Origin of the sequence: Burkholderia sp. Nafp2/4-1b (assembly GCF_003635165.1) — a bacterium.
Lineage (GTDB): Bacteria > Pseudomonadota > Gammaproteobacteria > Burkholderiales > Burkholderiaceae > Burkholderia.
Window position 1 is genome coordinate 1 of the sequence record NZ_ML058623.1, and the last position, 17,215, is coordinate 17,215.

At 62.4% G+C, this 17,215-nt stretch carries 17 protein-coding genes; 16 read left to right on the forward strand and 1 reads right to left on the reverse strand.

Annotation, left to right across the window (positions count from 1 at the left end):
* Positions 1-140 precede the first annotated feature (140 nt).
* From C7H84_RS29695 to C7H84_RS29705, 3 genes are all read left to right on the forward strand, one after another.
* Positions 141-1,169, forward strand: a complete 1,029-nt coding sequence (locus C7H84_RS29695) for an ATP-binding protein (protein ID WP_121862145.1) — start codon at positions 141-143, stop codon at positions 1,167-1,169.
* Between the two features lie 100 nt (positions 1,170-1,269).
* Positions 1,270-2,196 (forward strand): hypothetical protein, encoded by a 927-nt coding sequence (locus C7H84_RS29700; RefSeq protein WP_121862146.1) that lies wholly within the window; start codon positions 1,270-1,272, stop codon positions 2,194-2,196.
* A 7-nt stretch (positions 2,197-2,203) separates the two neighbouring features.
* The gene (locus C7H84_RS29705) at positions 2,204-3,409 is read left to right on the forward strand and encodes a VWA-like domain-containing protein (protein WP_121862147.1); all 1,206 of its coding nucleotides are present in this window, start codon (positions 2,204-2,206) and stop codon (positions 3,407-3,409) included.
* Here C7H84_RS29705 and C7H84_RS37270 read toward each other — a convergent pair.
* On the reverse strand, positions 3,325-3,945 hold the full coding sequence (locus tag C7H84_RS37270) for a hypothetical protein (RefSeq protein WP_240462136.1): 621 nt from the start codon (positions 3,943-3,945) through the stop codon (positions 3,325-3,327). The genes C7H84_RS29705 and C7H84_RS37270 overlap by 85 nt on opposite strands.
* Between C7H84_RS37270 and C7H84_RS29710 the strand changes: the two genes are divergently transcribed.
* The 13 genes from C7H84_RS29710 to C7H84_RS29770 all read left to right on the forward strand — a co-directional run bounded on the left by C7H84_RS29710 (position 3,826) and on the right by C7H84_RS29770 (position 17,205).
* Positions 3,826-4,815 carry an ATPase, T2SS/T4P/T4SS family gene (locus C7H84_RS29710; RefSeq protein ID WP_240462135.1) on the forward strand — a complete coding sequence of 330 codons (990 nt, stop codon included), beginning with the start codon at positions 3,826-3,828 and terminating at the stop codon, positions 4,813-4,815. The two genes, C7H84_RS37270 and C7H84_RS29710, sit on opposite strands and share 120 nt — an antisense overlap.
* A 16-nt stretch (positions 4,816-4,831) precedes the next feature.
* The gene (locus C7H84_RS29715) at positions 4,832-5,212 is read left to right on the forward strand and encodes a TrbC/VirB2 family protein (RefSeq protein ID WP_121862148.1); all 381 of its coding nucleotides are present in this window, start codon (positions 4,832-4,834) and stop codon (positions 5,210-5,212) included.
* On the forward strand, positions 5,205-5,516 hold the full coding sequence (locus C7H84_RS29720; protein WP_012367167.1) for a VirB3 family type IV secretion system protein: 312 nt from the start codon (positions 5,205-5,207) through the stop codon (positions 5,514-5,516). Before C7H84_RS29715 ends, C7H84_RS29720 begins: the two co-directional genes overlap by 8 nt.
* On the forward strand, positions 5,510-7,987 hold the full coding sequence (locus tag C7H84_RS29725) for a VirB4 family type IV secretion system protein (protein WP_121862149.1): 2,478 nt from the start codon (positions 5,510-5,512) through the stop codon (positions 7,985-7,987). The genes C7H84_RS29720 and C7H84_RS29725 overlap by 7 nt, the downstream gene beginning before the upstream one ends.
* A gap of 17 nt (positions 7,988-8,004) precedes the next feature.
* Complete coding sequence (locus C7H84_RS29730) at positions 8,005-8,727, forward strand: type VI secretion protein (RefSeq protein WP_121862150.1); 723 nt, start codon at positions 8,005-8,007, stop codon at positions 8,725-8,727.
* 7 nt (positions 8,728-8,734) lie between these two features.
* Entirely contained in the window at positions 8,735-9,748 is a 1,014-nt protein-coding gene (locus C7H84_RS29735; RefSeq protein WP_121862151.1) for a type IV secretion system protein, read from the forward strand.
* Positions 9,748-11,097 carry a TraI domain-containing protein gene (locus C7H84_RS29740; protein ID WP_121862152.1) on the forward strand — a complete coding sequence of 450 codons (1,350 nt, stop codon included), beginning with the start codon at positions 9,748-9,750 and terminating at the stop codon, positions 11,095-11,097. Before C7H84_RS29735 ends, C7H84_RS29740 begins: the two co-directional genes overlap by 1 nt.
* Positions 11,094-12,962 (forward strand): conjugative transfer system coupling protein TraD, encoded by a 1,869-nt coding sequence (traD, locus tag C7H84_RS29745; RefSeq protein ID WP_121862153.1) that lies wholly within the window; start codon positions 11,094-11,096, stop codon positions 12,960-12,962. The genes C7H84_RS29740 and traD overlap by 4 nt, the downstream gene beginning before the upstream one ends.
* A gap of 10 nt (positions 12,963-12,972) precedes the next feature.
* Positions 12,973-13,491, forward strand: a complete 519-nt coding sequence (locus tag C7H84_RS29750) for a hypothetical protein (RefSeq protein ID WP_121862154.1) — start codon at positions 12,973-12,975, stop codon at positions 13,489-13,491.
* The gene (locus C7H84_RS29755) at positions 13,448-13,732 is read left to right on the forward strand and encodes a hypothetical protein (RefSeq protein ID WP_121862172.1); all 285 of its coding nucleotides are present in this window, start codon (positions 13,448-13,450) and stop codon (positions 13,730-13,732) included. Before C7H84_RS29750 ends, C7H84_RS29755 begins: the two co-directional genes overlap by 44 nt.
* A complete protein-coding gene (locus C7H84_RS29760) occupies positions 13,722-14,327 on the forward strand; it encodes a DUF4400 domain-containing protein (RefSeq protein WP_121862155.1) in 606 nt (201 codons plus the stop codon). The genes C7H84_RS29755 and C7H84_RS29760 overlap by 11 nt, the downstream gene beginning before the upstream one ends.
* Positions 14,328-14,600: 273 nt before the next feature.
* Positions 14,601-15,479 carry an ATPase gene (locus C7H84_RS29765; RefSeq protein ID WP_121862156.1) on the forward strand — a complete coding sequence of 293 codons (879 nt, stop codon included), beginning with the start codon at positions 14,601-14,603 and terminating at the stop codon, positions 15,477-15,479.
* Positions 15,480-15,498: 19 nt separating this feature from the next.
* Positions 15,499-17,205 (forward strand): ATP-dependent helicase, encoded by a 1,707-nt coding sequence (locus C7H84_RS29770; RefSeq protein ID WP_121862157.1) that lies wholly within the window; start codon positions 15,499-15,501, stop codon positions 17,203-17,205.
* The last annotated feature ends 10 nt before the right edge of the window (positions 17,206-17,215 follow it).

Genomic DNA, 17,215 nt, shown 5'->3' on the forward strand with positions numbered 1-17,215 from the left:
TCTTTTTGAACTGGCCTCTTAAGCACCAAACGGCGTCTTCGGACGCATCGACACGCCGCATCGCGGCATCTCCAATCGCCCCGCAGGGTCACGTCCCTGCCGGGCGCGATTCCCGTGGGGTCTTCTTTTCAAGGAACCCCGTGAAACTCTCTCCCGCACAGCTCACCGAGCTACTCAGCATCTACATTCCGCAGCGCTTTCCGGTGCTGATCAGTGGCCGGCCGGGCATCGGCAAGTCCGACATCGTCGAAGCCGCTGCGGCCGCGACCGATCATGAGCTGCTCATTAGCCACCCGGTGGTCGAAGACCCGACGGACTCGAAGGGCCTACCGTTCCCGTCCCCCGATGGCGAACGTGCGCGCTTCCTGCCGTTCGGCGATCTCGAGCGCGCATTGAGCGCGCGTCGGCCGCTGCTCTGGTTTCTCGACGATCTCGGGCAGGCGTCGCCCGCCGTGCAGGCCGCAAAGATGCAGCTGCTGCTCGCCCGTCGTATCGGCGAGCACAAGCTGCCGGATCAGGTGACGTTTGTCGCAGCCACTAACCGGCGCGGCGATAACGCCGGTGTGGCCGGGATTCTCGATCCGGTGATCTCGCGCTTTGCCGCGGTGGTCGAGCTGGAGCCGACGATCAACGACTGGACGCGTTGGGCGGTTGCCCACAATGTGCCGCCGGAGCTGATCGCATTTCTCCGGTTCCGGCCGGATCTGCTGTCGGTCGCCAAAACGAGCCGCGACATCGAGGCATCGCCGAGCCCGCGCAGTTGGGGCTTCGTTGCCAAGGTGTTGCCGTCCGTTCCAGCGCACCTGCTGACCCATGCGGTGAGCAGTGCAGTGGGCGAGGGCGCGGCGAGCGAGTTCGTCAGCTTTCTCTCCATCTACGGGGCGCTGCCGTCGGTCGACGCGATTCTGATGAACCCCGATCTTGGGCCGATTCCGCAGGAGCCGAGCGTGCTGTATGCGCTGACGACGGCGCTGGCCTGCCAGGCCGGAGAAGGCAACTTCGAGCGCGTTCTGCGGTACGCGGATCGGCTCGTCAACGCCGGCCACCGCGAATTCACGGCAGTCCTGGTGCGCGACGCGACCGTGCGCAATCCGCAGCTGCAGAGCCATCCCGCCTTCGTTCGTGCGCAAGCCGGCGAGATCGGCAAGATCATCCGCGGCGAAGACTGATCGCCATCTATCTTCCATCGTAGTTCCTGTTGCCACGGCCCGCTCGCGCGCCGTGGCTTTTTTTTCGCCTCATCCATTCTCTTTCTATCTGGAGCCATCCATGAATATCACCGATCTGAAGTCCAAGGTCATGCTGTCGTCCGTCACGATTTCCACGTGGGTCGCCCGCCGCTACGACGGCAAGGTCACCGAGGAGGTCGAGAAGAGCCACCATGCGCGCGGCATTGGTCGCTTCAACAAGCGCCTGCTGCCCGAGCACGCACCGAGCTACGCCGAAGTGCTGTCGATCGGCAACCGGATCCGTTCCTACTACTACGGCCGGACGCTGAAGTACGACCAACTGGGCGTGCGCCTGCTGCCGACCATGATCTACATGGATGTAGCCGAACGCATGCGCGCGATGAAAGACGAGTTCGATCTTGCAGTGTCCGTCTTCCTGACGAACTATCTGGATCTGAAGGAACAGGCACGCGCCGAGATGAACGGCCTGTACAACGAGGCCGACTATCCGTCGCTGGCCGAACTGTCCGGCAAATTCGGCATCAAGCTGTCGGTGCTGCCCTTCCCGGACGCGAGCCAGTTCGGCGTCGATCTGCCAAGCGACGTGCTGACGAACCTGCGTACCGAGATCGACCAGCACGTGTTCGAGTCGATCAAGACCGCGAACAACGATCTGGTCGGCCGGCTGTACGAGGCCGTCTCGACGATGGCGAACCGTCTATACGCATCGAGCAACGTTCGCATGGACGTCGCCAACCATGTCCGTGAGCTTTGCGAGCTATTGCCGAAGCTGAATTTCAGCAACGATCCGAAGCTGGCGCATATCCTCGAGCAGGCCAAGACGCATCTGGCCGCACACAGCGGCGCGGAACTGAAGAAATCCAATGTGCTGCGTGAGCAAGTCGCTGCCAAGGCGACCGAGATCGAAGGGTTGATGGCGGCCTTCATGGGCGGCGCGCCGGCGCCGATTGCGGATCAGGTGACCGATCGGGCGATCCAGCTTCCGCCGCTGCGTTTTGCAGCATGAGGTCGCCATGGACGCGCGACTTTACGACCGCATCGCGAAGCAGCGCACGGCGCTTGTCCTCGATCACCCGTTCATCGGGGCGTTGGCGCTTCGGCTCAAGGTTGTCGAGGATCCGACCTGCGAAACGTTCTGGACGGACGGCGAATCGCTGGGCTACAACCCGGTGTACGCGGCCGGCCTGAACGACCTGCAGGTTCGCGGCGTGCTCGCCCACGAGGTGTGGCACGTCGCGAACGGCCACTGTTGGCGGCAGGGCTATCGCGAGCACAAGGGCTGGAACGAGGCATGCGACTACGCCGTGAATCCGATCGTGCTCGATGCCGGGTTGCAGCTGCCGCCTGGTGGGCTTGTTGACCCGCGCTTCAAGGGCTGGTCCGCCGAGGAAATCTACGGCGTGCGGCAGAACGAGGCGCGGCGAAACGCCAAGCAGGGCGCTCAGAAGCAGGGCGGCCGACAATCGGATAAGGCAGACGGGAATCAGCCGTCGGCCGATCCCGCCGGCTGCGGTTCGCCTCAATCCGATGCAGGTTCGTCGTGCGGTGAGGTTCGCCAGTACGCGGGGCCCGACAAAGCGGCGAAGGAAGCCGAATGGAACGTCGCGGTCCTGCAGGCGGCGAAGGCCGCCCAAGCTGCCGGCAAGCTCGGCGGTGCGCTGCAGGCCGCCATCGAGCAAGCCGTTGCACCGGCTGTCGATTGGCGCGCGCTCCTGCACCGGTTTGCGCGGGAAGCGGCACCGACCGACTACACGTGGGCGCAGCCGAATCGCCGCTACCTTCACGCCGGGCTGTATCTGCCGTCGTTGAATGAGCCGGCGGTAGGCGACGCGGTGTTCGTGCGCGACGCCAGCGGGTCGGTGTGGGACGCTACACAGGCGCAGTTTGCAGCGGAGATCGAGTCCATGTTCGATGCGGTTCGACCGCGCCGTCTGGTTGTGATGGACTGCGACACGCGCGTCACGCAAGTTCAGCTGTTCGAGCGTGGCGAGCCGCTCGACCTGGCTCCGTTGAAGGGCGGTGGGGGTACGTCGTTCGTCGATCCTTTTCGTCGCATTTTGGCGGAAGGGATCGATCCGGCGTTTCTCGTCTACCTGACCGATATGGATGGCGCGTTTCCGAAGGAAGAGCCGTCCTACTTGGTGCTTTGGGCGTCAACCACGCCGCTCAAGCGTGCGCGGCGCGCGCCGTTCGGGGAGATGGTCGAGGTCATCTGTTGAGCGCGGCGATCAAGCGCCCATCTTCTCTTACCCACCCGGTCCTCGTGACCGGGTTTTTTTTCGCCTGTACGAAACGGCAACCATGGAACGTTGGCGGGGAATCCGGAAAAAGCTATACGTTTTTCTGGAGCTTTCTCGGTTAGCCCCCTCAACCGGTTGACGCGAACTCTGATCTGAACAGTCGCAAACGCGGCCGTTTGGGGCGCGACGAAAGCTGCTGAATTTGGCCATTCTTTCGGTCCGCCGGCGGCGCGCGCAGCTTGAACAATAGCTGCATGTCCGAAATTGCCCAGAATCCGCGAACCGCGCATCAGCCGAGCGTCGACCGTCCGGTGGCTGATGTGCCGGCGTCTCGCCCGAGCGCGCAGATCACTGCGGAAGAGCTGCTCAAGGTCCGTCCGCTTGAAGACAACGCGGTGAAGTTGTTCTTCGCGTCGCTCGACCAACTGACCGGCCCGCTGGAAGCGCCCGACGTTGCCGAAATCATGATCAACGACTACGACAACGTCTGGATCGAGCGGCGAGGTGAGATGCACAAGCTCGACCTGCGCTTCAATCCCGCGAAGCTGCAGGGCGCCATCCTGTCGCTCGCTTCCTCGGTCGAAAAGTCCGCGAAAGCCGGTACTGCGCAGGGGATCATCAACGGCGGCCACAAGAATCTCCGGATCGCCTCGGTGATGCGGCCGACCGCGATAGACGGGCATGCGCTTGCGATCCGCAAGCATCGGGAATCGAACCTGTCGTTGTCCGACTACGTCGGCATGGGCGCATTCTCGCTCGTTCACGCGCGCCGCGAGGTCGAGCGTGCGATCTTCCCGCCGGGTGCGCATGACGAGGCGCTGGGAGAAGCGTTCCGGGCGCTGGTTCGGTCACGAGCGAATGTTCTGGTGGCCGGTGGCACGTCGACCGGCAAGACGACGTTCCTGAACGCGCTGAATGCGGAGATTCCGGCAGAGGAGCGTGTCATCACGATCGAAGACACGATGGAACTCAAGCTGTCCGCGCCGAATCGCGTGCGGCTGCTGTCGAACCCCGACAAAGGCGTGACCACGCAGGTCCTTGTCGCGCTATGTCTGCGCTTCCGGCCCGACCGGATCATCGTCGGTGAGGTTCGCGGCGGTGAAGCGTACGACTTCATTCAGGCACTGAGCACAGGCCACGACGGTGGCATGGGCTCGATCCACTCGAACGATGCGCGCGGCGCGCTGAGTCGTCTCGAGTCTCTGGCGATGCTCGGTATCCCCACGGGAAGCCGCTGGGAGCTTGCCGACATGCGCAAGGCCATCGCGGATTGCTTTCACTACGTCGTGCACCTGCGCCGCACCGGCGAGCTGCGCCACGTGTCGGAAGTGCTCGCCATCAAGGGTTTCAAAAACGGGGACTACGTCCTCGAGCGTGTTTTCTAACCATACGGGGTTTCCAATGACGAAGTTGTTCAATGCTTTTGCTCGCTCGGCGTCCGCCAAAGTACGCGGCGCGGCGCACTACCTGTTCGGTCGCGGCCAGATCCGCTCCACGTTGATCGCAGCTGCGATCGCGTTTGCCACCCCGGCAGCCCATGCAGTGGATCTGAGCGATCTCGGCAACGCGGCGTCGATGATCTGTCTGATCCAGGCCTATGTGAGCGGCCCGGTGCTGTTCTGTATCGGCATCGTGGTGATCATCATGGCCGCCATCATGATCGCGAACTCCGAGAGCAACATCGTCAAGTTTCTCGCGACCGTCTTTATCGGCCTCGGGGTCGCGGCGTGTGCGATTCCGATCGTGAAGAACCGCATGCACATCGACTACACCTGTGCGTAAGCCGAAAAAGGTCAGCCGTTCGCTGTCGCTGCCCCGCCAGCTGGGCGGGGCTGAGCGCGGGCTTGCCATCGCGAATGGGACGATCACGACGCTGCTCTGCTACAGCGCGATGACGCCGGCGTTCCTGGTCGTCGGAATCGGCATCCATTGGGTGCTCCGATGGCTGTCGTCGACCGATCCGTGGTGGAAGGAGGTGCTCATCGTCTACAACCGCTATCCGGACGTACACGAGCCCCTGCCCACGACGAAGTTTTCGGTTCGGTTTAAGCGTCCCTACGGATTCGATCAGGATCTGCAATGTTGAGTTCGAAAATCAAGCGCGGCCCGGTGCAGGAGATCGCGCCGTGGGCGACGATGGTCACCCCTGAGCTGGTCCTGGACAAGGATGGATCGCTGCTGACGGTATTCACCTTCGACGGGATCGACGCCGACTCGCCGAACAAGGCTGATATTTCGGCAGCGCGAGACAACCTCGACCACGCGTGCAAGAACTTCGATCACCGGGTAACGGCGTGGTGGCGGCTATCGCATCGGCGTGTGCGCGGGGAAATCCAGGGCGGATTTTCGTCCCGGATCGACGAGCGTATCGACGCGATCAATCGCGCACACGTCGGCAGCGGCAAGTTTTTTCGGAACACCCATTCGCTGGCGCTGGCATACACGCCCGAGACCGGCATCAACAAGATCTTCGAGAAGGTCGCGTACCACACGACGGTCGGCGGCAAGTCGGTGCCGCTCGCTCTGTGGGAAACCCTCCGGGACGTGCTTTTTGCACGCAGCGCCTTCGCGTTCGACATGGAGCGGATCACATCGGACATCAAGCGGTTCGAGGGGGTGATCGACGCTTTCAAGGGAGGGGTGACGCGCCTCAAGATGAAGCGGCTGCAACTACAGAATGTCATGGCGTTCCTGCACCAGACCGCGAACCCTTCCGTTCCGCCGCGCCGTGTCCGCTACCCGGTCACGATGCTGGATACCCATTTGACTGAGACCTTCGTGACGTACGGCACGGAGCACCTGATGTTCGAGTCAGCGTACGGAAAGCGGTACGCGAAGATCGTGTCCGTGAAGGAATGGATGGGGTTTCAGGAGGCCGCACTGGATGTCCTGGCGGACGTCGACGCAGAGCTCGACATTTGCGTGATGTTCCGCTTCCTGTCGACCCACAAGGCGCGGGTCTACATCGAGAAGATGCGCAAGTTCTACAAGGTCGCGGCGTTCAATCCGCTTGCGATCCTGAAGAGTTTCTTCTCGAAGGATGAAAAGCATGAGGCGGAAAAGAACGACAAGGGGCGTGAAATCCTGGCCGAAGAGGCTGAAAACGCACTGGCGAAGCTGGTGGCCGATGGGACGCAGTATGGGTTCGCCAACATCTCGGTAGTCGTCTATGGGGACACGGTCGAGGAGTGTGACGACAACACGCGTGAGGTCGTCGGTCGCATCGGCAATGCTGGGTTTGGCGTCATCCTGGAGACCCGCAACATCCCGGCGGCATGGGCGACCACGTTGCCCGGACGGTGGGATCAGCAAAAACGCCTGCAATTCGTCGAAACACCGTGCGTTTCCGACATTGCACCGTTGCGCGGGGTCGAGGAAGGCAGTCCGGTCAACCAATGGCTGACCCAGCAGACCGGCGAGCAGACAGGGCCGCTTACCGTTCTGCCCACACGTCACCGGACGCTGCAGCGCGTGACGCTGCACCAACCGGGCGGCAAGTCGCACACGCTCGTGGTCGGGCCGATCGGCGCGGGCAAGACGATCTTCCTGAACTTTCTTGTGTCGCAGTCCGGGCGCCACAACCCACGCCGGATCAAGTTCGACAAGAACCGGTCGACGCGGATTCCGACCGTGATGGCGAACGGCCGCTTTGTCGATGCGACCGGGCGGTTCGGCGCGGCCACGCCGGTCAACCCGCTTTCGCTGCTGGCGGATAAGCGGCACTGGACCTACGTGGCGGAATGGGTACAGATGGCGATCGAGGATGAGGACTTCCACTGCACGCCGCAGCAGCAGACCGATATCTATCAGGCCGTTGCGACGCTGGGTGGCGGCGAGTACGACCGCGAGCTCTGGACGCTGTCGATGCTGAACACGTTGTTGCCGATCGAGCTGCGTGACCGGCTCCAGATCTGGACGCAAGGTGAGAAGAACGGTCGCTTCTTCGATCACGTCGAGGATGCGTTCTCGCTGTCGGACGATATCGCGATCGAAATGGGCGACCTGTTTGAGAAGTACCCGGTCGCCGCCGCGCTATTCATGGACTACGCGTTCTATCGCATCTCGCAATGGCTGGACGGGAAGCGCTTCACGATCATCGAAGTCGAAGAGTGCGGGTTCTTCTTCCAGTATGAACGCTTCTATGCCCGACTGGAGCTGTGGGCCGTCACGATTCGCGGCTTGAACGGGACGCTCGTGATGGCGACCCAGTCGCTCGGGCAGCTTGCCCGCGTGAAGAACTTCGAGATTCTGAAGGAGAACATCCCGAACTTCTTCTTCCTGCCGAACCGGGACGCGCGCAACAACAAGCACCTGTACCGGGATGTGTTCGGTCTGACCGACGACCTGATCGACATGATTGCCGATGCGGTGCCCAACCGCGATTACCTGTGGGTGACGCCGGACCACGCACGGATGCTCCAGGCGCAATTCCCGAATGAAGCACTCGCGGTATTGCGCGCCGACGGCGCCGCCCAACGCGTGCTCGACAAACACTACGACTCCGGCTCGCCGCACTGGCGTGAAGAGTACCTCCAAGAAATGTTGACTCTCGACTGATAGGTGATCCCTTGAAAATGCGCCTCCTCCGTGCCGCCGTCGTCGCAGCATCCCTGTTCGCGGCCCAGCATGCCTCGGCCATGATCGTGTTCGATCCGACCAACTTCGCACAGAACGTCATCACGGCCGCGAAGGCGGTGCGCGGCGAGATCTACCAGAACACCAACATCATCTACCAGTACCAGATGATGGCGAACCAGCTGCTGCAGGCGAAGAATCTCGATCCAGTCGCGTGGAAGGCAGCGTATGACCAGATCACCGGCGACATCAACAAAGTAAAGGATCTGGTCGGCACCCTCAACGGCCTGTACGGTGACCTCAAGCAGGGTGGCCAATGGGTGTCGCAGGTGCAGACGTTGGTGAGCCGCTCCGGCAAGACGAATGAGCAGTGGTTCGCGGACATGAACACGCTCTATCAGCAGAACGACAAGGTGGTGCGCAATCTGTTCCAGATGGGATCGAACATCATGCAGCACACGAACGATCTGGCGAAGCGCCGGCAAGAATTGCAGACACAACTATCGATGTCGCCCACCGCGCAGGCGACGGCGGAGATCACGACGCACTACCTCGACATCGTGACGAGCCAGAACGCCGACATTCTTCAACTCAACGCAGCGAAGGCGCAACGCGACTCGCAGAAAGATGCGCAGCAGGTGGAAGACGACAAGGAGAAGGCGGCCGACGCGAACCGCTTCATTTCGAAGCAGCAGGCCGAGCGGTCGGCATATGGGTTCTGAGGCAGTAATGGCAAACGATTCTGCGAAGTGGCTGCGCCGCGGGGCCTTGACGCTGATCGTGGTGATGCTGACCGGTGTCGTCACGGTGTCGAGCGCGTACGCGGCCGATTGGCCGTCGATCACTTCGGGATGGAGCTCGAGCTACCAACCGGGCGAGGTCGCAAAGGGCGCAATGGCGGCGATCGAGGAGATCGCGAAGATCATGAAGGATCTGATCGACCTCGCGGTGACGCTGAGTCAACCGCTCGATCAGTATGCGAACAAGATGGCCGGCGGGTTGGCAGGCATCACGATCGTACTCGCGGGTGTTCGGTATGCCGCAACCCGGGATCCGGTGCCGGCGTGGCAGTCCCTGATTGAGGACCTGGCGATTCTCGGCATCTTCTGTTCGATCTTCCTGATGTACGCCACCTGGGCGCCCGGGTTCTATAAATGGTTCAACGATATGGCGGTAGCGGTGTCCGGCACCGATGCACAGTCGCTTCCGTCAGCAATGGTGAAATCCGCGGGATCGATCTTCGATGCGGTTATCGAGGCCTTCCAGGCCGCACATTGGTGGAGCTACATCGCGCTGGCGATCAATTTGATGCCATTGTTGTTCGCCTGGGGCTTTCTGATGATTGCGTCTCTTGTGTTTCTCTTCTTCATTTCGCTCGGCACCATTCAGATGGCCGTAGGCATCGTGATGGGCAAGATCGCTCTGGCGTTAGGCATGTCGGAGTTCACACGCGGCTACTTCAAGAGCTGGTTTGATTACATGGTCAGCGCGGGCATGTATATGGTCGTCGCGGCGATTCTTCAGCGGTTGGTGACGACCACGATCACGAGCGCATTCACCAACGCGATCTCGAAGGGCCTGACTACACCGTATGCCGGATCGCTGACGCTCGATCTGTCGATCTTCGTCCTGATTCTGTCGTTCGAGGTTCCGAAGTTCGCCTCCATGTTCGGCGGTGGCGCGAATGCAAGCGGTGGGGCATTCAAGAGTCTGACGAAGCTTGCGACGAAGGGCCTGGCGTGATGAGCGGGCAACATCTCTTTCAGTCGATCGATCGTAGCTTGCTGGTCGCGAACAACGAGCGGCGGATCGATCTGATCGCGCAATGCGCCAACGAAGTCAGCCAAGCGGAATTCGACCGCAAGTGGCGCGCGCTCGTGCATCGGTGCGCCGATTGGTTCTCGTCCGTCCCGCTCAATCCGGAGCTGTACCGGGAGCCCGGTGGCGCATTCCGCTGCACGATCGAGACGGCCTTCTATGCGATGCGCCTGGCCGGCGGGCAGAAGTTCGGCACAAACCTCCCGTCGGAGCGCCGGCGGCGCGTCGAGCCGCAATACAACTATGGCGTGTTCCTCGCCGCAATCTGCTCGTGGCTGGATGAGCCGTATCGGCATTTCGAGGTGGTGCGCGAGGACGATCAGCTGGTCTGGAATCCGTCGATTCACGGGCCGGCCGGGCCGTGGCTCGGGGATCAACCTTACCGGGTAACGCGCCGACCGGTGCCACTTGCAGTCGAGCGGATGCGCACGGGCATGCTGGCGCAGGCGCTAGTCGGCAGTGAACTGCTCTCGGGCCTGGATGCGGAGGTGCTGGCCGAGGTGTTCGGTGCGATCAATCCGACCGCGAGTCCGGTCGGTGTCGAATCGTTGACTCATCGGGTAGTCCGCCAGGCGATTTCGACGGCGGCCGAGTTCGATCGGAAAGCGCAGCGCGGCGTGTTCGAGCCGGTGAAGTTTGCCGTGCCGTCTGCGATTCACGTCGCGGGCGAGCTCGAGCCGGTGGTGACGCCGGCCGTCACGCCCGCCTCATCGACGGTTGCCGCGCCGGCGCCTGCTGCGCCGACGGCGGCAGGACGCGCATCGCCACCGACTACGCCCGCCCGGCCCACCACCCCCACCGCCCAAGCGGCAACGGCCGCGGAGGCAGGCGCGGTCGGCGCGCCTAGTCCGCCGCCGCCGTCAAGCCCACCTCAACTGGCCGCGCCGACGCCTATTGAATCACGCGATCTGGTCGCGCAACCGGCGCAATCCGGCGAACCGTCAGCCGCGATCGCTCCGGTCGCTACGCATGCGGGATCGGAGCGTCGCGTCGAGCTATCCCCGGAAACCTTCGACGCGGTGCTCAAGGGTGCGCCGCGCATGATCGTGGATTTCTTCCGCGCGCTCGGTCAGGACGTTCAGGCCGGGAAGGCCAAGGTGCGGTGGAGCGAGTTGGGCCTCGTGCTGCCCAAGCGCCTGATCGGCAGCTACGGGATCGCGAGCGACACCCTGATCGAGCACATGCGTCGCCGCAGCCTGTTGCTCGCCAACGAGCCGATGGAAGTCACGCTAGCACCGCGTGCCGGTGAGCTTATTCAGGAGCGTGGCCTGTGAACGGCTACATCAATCATTTCAGACCGATCTACGAGCTCCGGGCCGCGCTCGCATGGCTGCTTGCGATTGTCATGTTGCCACTGTCCGGGATGCCGCATGCGTGGGCTTTCGCGCTGATCGCCATGGTGGCGTTTGCGATTCGATCGGGGCAGGTCTGGCGCGCGCTGAAATTCCGCATGGCCATCTCGACGAAATGGCTGACGACGCTCGCGGTGCCCAAGCTGCTCGCGATCCAGTCGCGCATGAAAGCGGAAGCGAATGCGATGTTTCTCGGCACCGGTTTTGAGTGGACGCAGAAGCACTGCCAGATCGCGCATGACATTCTGCGCATGCCGTCGACGGACATCCCGGGCCTTCCGAAGTGGCTGCCGAAGACCAAAACCGGACGTCAGTTCGAGGAGATGATCGAACGGCTCTTTGCCCCAAAGGACAGTATCCGGGACCGCATGCCGCAAGGGGTCTCGTGGATCCACGGGCTGGAACCGGCGAAGGGCTACGTGCCATTCCACTACAAGGCGATGGGCGGCCACACCGCGGTGGGCGGCACGACCGGCGCCGGGAAGACGCGTACCTACGAGTGCATTTCCACCCAGGTGATCCATCTCGGCGATGTGTTGCTCGACTTCGATCCGAAAAACGACAAGGAATGGAAGCTGCGGGTGGAGCGGGAGTGCAAGCGCGCGGGCCGGAAGTTCCTGTACTTCAATCAGGCAAAGCCGTCGGAATCGATTCGCCTGGAGCCGCTCGATAGTTGGTCTCAGCCTTCGGAAATCCCGAGCCGGATCGCGCAGCTGATGGAAGAGGGGCCGTTCCGTGATTTTGCGTACCTGTTCATCAGCCGCTCGGTAAACGGCGAGCTGTACATCGGCGACAAGCCGAACCTGCGGTCGATTCTCAAGTATGCACAGTCGGGTATCGCAACGCTGCTGGAGAAGGCGCTAAAGCGCTTCTTCCTCGAACAGGGCCTGACGGATTGGGAAACGCAGGTCGCAGCCGACACCGTGAAAATGGCCAACAAGCCCGGCGTCTCCAAAGTGGACGGCATGGTCGCGCTGTACCAGGCACGGTTCGCAGCACTCGATCGCGGCCACGAGGCGATTGACGGCCTGATCTCGACCCATACGCACGACCGCGAACACTACATGCGGATCATCGCGTCGGCGCTCCCGCTGCTGCAGATGCTCGCGACCGGCGAAACTGGCCTGATGCTGGCGCCGAAGGTCGACGACTTCGAGGACGAGCGCGAGATCTGGACCATCGAGAAGATCATTCGCCAGAAGGCGGTGCTCCACGTGGGGGCCGACTCGCTATCGAACAGCATCGTGGCGAAGGCGATCATGTCGATGCTGCTCGCCGACGTGTCGGCGGTGTGCGGCTCGATCTACAACTTCTACGAGACTCCGCCGGAGGTCGTGCTGATCATCGACGAGGTCGCGGAGGCGATCAACGAACAGGTGATCCAGATTCTGAACAAGGGGCGCGGCGCAGGCTTCAAGGCGTTCGTTGCATTCCAGACGCGCTCGGACATCGAGGCGAAGCTCGGGAATGCCGCAAAAATGCTGCAGGTTTTGGGCAATTTGAACAACCAGATCATCTTACGCTTAGAGGACACCGACACGGCGGACTGGTTCTCCGACAAGGTCGGGGAGACGGCGATTCGCAACCTGGTGATGTCGAGTTCGACCAGCACGGGTAGTGAGTCGCACGTCGGTGAATTTACGGGATCGGTGTCTCGCTCGCTCCAACTGGAGAAAGTACCGCTGATTCCATCGCGCCTGATACAGAGCCTTCCGAACCTGCAGTACTTCATGCGGATTTCGGGCGGTGCGGTGTATCAGGGCCGCATTCCAATCCTAAATGGCTGAAAACCCAAGCATGTCTGTCGTCTTCAAAAAAATCATCCGCGACCATAAGCTTTCGGCCCGCCTGATCCCGGTGTTCACGCTGGCGCCGGAGTTGGAGCTCGCGTGCACGCGCGTGGCCGACTTCATCGGTGAGAAATTCATCGGCAAGTCGGGCCCGCTCGTCAAGGAGATGCTCACGGAGGGACTCGAGGGTGTGAGGCGCGTACGAAAGACCGGCGATCCGCACGTTGCGTTCATGCAGGGCATGTTTGCGTCGGCGCACCTGCTCTATGCCCGACGCTACGTTGCGCGCGACGGCGAGCGCTGCCATGTGTGGTCACCGATGTTCGAGCCGGTCACGGTATTCGAGGCGCGCCATGCACATCTGCCGACCGAGGTCGTCGACGAACGCTGCCCGGAGAACATCAGCCAGCGCTCTGCCGCATTCCAGCTCGCCGCGCGCGCGCTGACAGGCGAGAACTTCCGACTCTACTTCGAGGGCTACGATGTCGCTCACACGTTTTCTGATTCGGACGCTCGCCAGGGTTGACGACGACGTCGCGCGCCGCGTGATGTCGACCGCGTCCGCCCAGGATGACGCAAACGCGCCGGTACCGGCCGAATTCGCGCGTGGGCGCAACGCGATGGCCTATGCGCTCGCGATGTTCATCGGTCGCCGCCCACTTCACTTCTACGTGGGGCTGTTTGGTCTCGTCGCGTTTCCCGCCTACCTGACCTGTCGGGCGATGGCGCCTCTGCTGGCGCCGATCGGAGGCAGCCATGGCGGATAGCCGGTTTGTCCGGCATGTGAAGGTCTGGTTCTTCTTCGTGCCACTGGTGCCCGTCGCGATCATGCCGGTTGTGCCGAATCGGTCCTTATTCGAGATTCCGGAGTCGGAAACTCGTTCGGTGGTGGCGACGATCGGTGAGGATCGGGCGGATCAGGCAGTGGCGAACACGAACCGGTTGTTCAGGCGGTACTTCGTGGACACAGGGGTGGTCGCGGCATCGCTCGAAACCACGCGCGGCTCGAACGCAGATGACGGCGGGATGACCAACCTGGCCAGCACGTGGGTTCACAACTTCTGGCGGCTGGTTTATCGCGTGGTCTACCGGCTCACCATCATGAAGCTTTGGCTATTCGGTACGTTGGCCTTCTGCGTTGCCATGTTCGTCGACGGGACAGTGCGTCGGAAGATCCGGGCTGCTGCTGCTGGCTATGTGAGTCCGGTTTCGTTCCACCTGGCGGGGCACGGCATTCTGCTGGTTTTCGGCGTCGCGTTCTCGGTGTTGATCGCGCCGATTCCGTTACTGGCACCGTACTGGATCGCGATCGCCGGTTGTCTCGGTGTGCTGCTCTGGAAGGCGGCATCGTCGTACCAGTAACGACATTCCCGGCGGTCTACCTCTCGCACCCGCCCGCAGCCAAGACGAAATAGAACAGAAAGCGATACGGATTGGTGGAGCTTTCCGGCAAATGCCCCTCAACCGGTTGAGGGGCATTTTCATTTGACACATTGGATGGTTTGGGTTGACTTCGCGTCGACCTCGATCGAAAGCGTGCAGAAATCGTTCATGTTTCGGGCCGATTCCCGGCCGCCACCTCGCAAGAATAGACGCATGCCGCGCGTGCGGTTACCCACCATCCAAAGGACCATAATGACCACGATTGACAACGAGACGCACGTCCTCGATGACGAGGCACGAGAGAAGGCGGCAGAGCATCCGAACAACGGGGCCGACGGAGCCGGAAACACTTCCATCGACGCGGCCGCGGGTCAGACGACCGACGGTGCGGACGACGCCGAGCTCGAGAACGAGCTGGCGCAGATGGAATCGGACGCGGCCACGCTGCAGCGGGAGGGCATGATTAGTGCGGCAGAGGCTGACGAGAAGCGCGAGCAGGTCGCGCGCACGCGCAAGCTGTTCCGCGAGCTGCCGCCGGCCGAGCGGGTCCGCATCATCCAGCGCCGCCGCGAAATCGGCCGTGAGCTGATGAACAAGCAACTGTCCGGCGCGGCGGTCGTGTCGACTGACGTCCGACTGAAGCACACGCGGCTCAAGCCGTTGTTTGAACAGTGGTGGCCGTATCTGAACCGGATGAGCATCAACATGCAACGGTTTGGCCGGGCGACGTTCGGCGCCGACGATCAGGAGACGGTGACGACCTTTTTTGATAAGCAGCTGAACGACCTCGAAGCGTACGTCAATGAACAGCTCGAAGTGGCGCACGGCTTTCGGGAGCGCACCGAGACCGAGATGCGCGAACGCGGCGACATCGTGTTCTCGCCGACGGTGACGAAACCGTCCTTGGACATCACGGTCGAGGCGTATTCGCGTTTCTCGATGCGGTTGCTGACCGTGATGCTGAAGTACGATCAGGTGATGGACCACTTCGACTTCTTGGTCTGGAACGGCGTGCGTGATCAGTCGGACGCCGACGAGGAAACGTCGCGCTTCCTGCGCAAGTTCCATCCGATCGGCGTGCGGGGCTACATGACGCACCTGCGCCTGATGACGACCGTTCGCGGTCGATAAGGGGGGCGCGGTGAGTGCCATGCTCGACGAGCTGAACCCCCAACAGCGCGAGGTGGCACTCCTGCGCTGCCATTGCGTCGCGATCGCGTGTCCGGGCGCGGGGAAAACCAAGACGATCGCGACCAAGGCCGCCCGCCTACTGAAGGATCCCGCCGCGGTGGTGGGTGCGGTGACGTTCAGTAAGGACGCGGCCGTCGAACTGCGCGAGCGGATCCTGTCGATCGCCGTGCCGGACGCGAAGCGGCGGCTGATCGCCGGGACGTTCCACTCACTGGCGTTCAGGCAGATCGGCCAGCCCGGCCGTGCACGCCACGATATCGCGTCCGACGGCGACCGGTTCGGCATGTTGGGTCGCGTGATCGCGGAGCTCGGCTTCGAATGGAAGGTCGAGGAAGCCGTGCCGATCATCGAGCGGATCAAGACGAACTTCGGTCGGTCTGAGCCGGGATCGTCAGAAGCGAAGCTCTATGCCGCGTATCAGGAGGCGCTCGAGCGCAACGGCAAGATCGATTTCCAGGACATGCTGAGGCTGGCCGTGGCCGGCATGGAAAGCGGCGATATCCGTCCATATCGCTTCACGGATCTGCTCGTCGACGAGTTTCAGGACACGGATCCGCTTCAGTATAGGTGGGTCGAGCTGCACGCGCGCGCCGGCGCGCACGTCACCGTGGTCGGTGATGACGACCAAAGCATCTACGGTTTCCGCTCGGCCCTGGGCGTCCGAGGCATGGAGAGCTTCTCCGGGACGTTCGACGCGCAGAAGATCGTACTCGGCAGCAATTTCCGTTGCCGCTCGGAGATCTTGTCCGCGGCCGATCGGGTGATTCGCAACAACGTCGACCGGATTCCGAAGGTGTTGCACGCGGACCGCGGCGCCGGCGGCGCAGTGTCGTCGCAGCGCTTCGAGGACGAATACGGAGATGCTGTTGCCGCAGTCGAGGCGCTGCAGGCGCAACTGGCAGCAGGCCGCACGTGTGCGATTCTCGCGCGCACCAACCGCAACCTCGACCCAATCGAATCGGTCTGCCGGTCGCACGGCGTGCCGTACTACCGTGCGTCAGGCGGTTCGGTGCTCAACCGGCCGCAAGCGGCACTGATGTGCAATCTCCTCCAGATCGTCGAAGGTCGCAAGCAGAACGGCGTCGATGCGGTGCTCGGATACATGGGGATCAGTTCGCATGATCTGCGCGAACTCCATCGGGACATGGGCGCCGAGTTCGTTCAGCGCCAGAAACAGGAGCTGGTCGGGCTCGGCCTGACCGAGGATACGGCGACCGCGTATCGAGCCTTCATGAAGCGTCTGGCCGAATGGCAGTCGCTCTGCGAGCGGGAATTCCACTCGCTCGCGCTCGAGGGCGTGTTCGAATGGATGATCGGGTACGCGAAAGGGGACGCGGCCATCCGTGCGCTCCAGTGCACCTACGACGTAATCGGCCGCCTGAACGGCCCGTTTACCAATCGCATCGAGTTCCTGCAGCGGGATAACAACAAGCCCGGCGATGGGGTATTGGTGCTCACGACGATGCACGGCTCCAAGGGGCTGGAATGGGATCACGTGTGGATCAGCCGCGCGGAGGAAGGCGTCGTGCCGGACGACAAGAGCCCGGAATCCGAGGAGCGGCGGCTTTTCTATGTGGCGATGACGCGCGCGCGGGAGACGCTCGTCATCACGTCGATCCAGAAGAACGCAGTTTCGCGGTTCGTGATCGAGTCCGGGGTCGAATAAAAACGGGCGC

Coding starts and splice junctions, on each gene's coding strand:
- C7H84_RS29765 (WP_121862156.1), top strand. CDS start 14,601: ATGACCACGATTGACAACGAGACGCACGTCCTCGATGACGAGGCACGA.
- C7H84_RS29705 (WP_121862147.1), top strand. CDS start 2,204: ATGGACGCGCGACTTTACGACCGCATCGCGAAGCAGCGCACGGCGCTT.
- C7H84_RS29715 (WP_121862148.1), top strand. CDS start 4,832: ATGACGAAGTTGTTCAATGCTTTTGCTCGCTCGGCGTCCGCCAAAGTA.
- C7H84_RS29725 (WP_121862149.1), top strand. CDS start 5,510: ATGTTGAGTTCGAAAATCAAGCGCGGCCCGGTGCAGGAGATCGCGCCG.
- C7H84_RS29760 (WP_121862155.1), top strand. CDS start 13,722: ATGGCGGATAGCCGGTTTGTCCGGCATGTGAAGGTCTGGTTCTTCTTC.
- C7H84_RS29700 (WP_121862146.1), top strand. CDS start 1,270: ATGAATATCACCGATCTGAAGTCCAAGGTCATGCTGTCGTCCGTCACG.
- C7H84_RS29735 (WP_121862151.1), top strand. CDS start 8,735: ATGGCAAACGATTCTGCGAAGTGGCTGCGCCGCGGGGCCTTGACGCTG.
- C7H84_RS29755 (WP_121862172.1), top strand. CDS start 13,448: ATGTCGCTCACACGTTTTCTGATTCGGACGCTCGCCAGGGTTGACGAC.
- C7H84_RS29750 (WP_121862154.1), top strand. CDS start 12,973: ATGTCTGTCGTCTTCAAAAAAATCATCCGCGACCATAAGCTTTCGGCC.
- C7H84_RS29730 (WP_121862150.1), top strand. CDS start 8,005: ATGCGCCTCCTCCGTGCCGCCGTCGTCGCAGCATCCCTGTTCGCGGCC.
- C7H84_RS29770 (WP_121862157.1), top strand. CDS start 15,499: ATGCTCGACGAGCTGAACCCCCAACAGCGCGAGGTGGCACTCCTGCGC.
- C7H84_RS29740 (WP_121862152.1), top strand. CDS start 9,748: ATGAGCGGGCAACATCTCTTTCAGTCGATCGATCGTAGCTTGCTGGTC.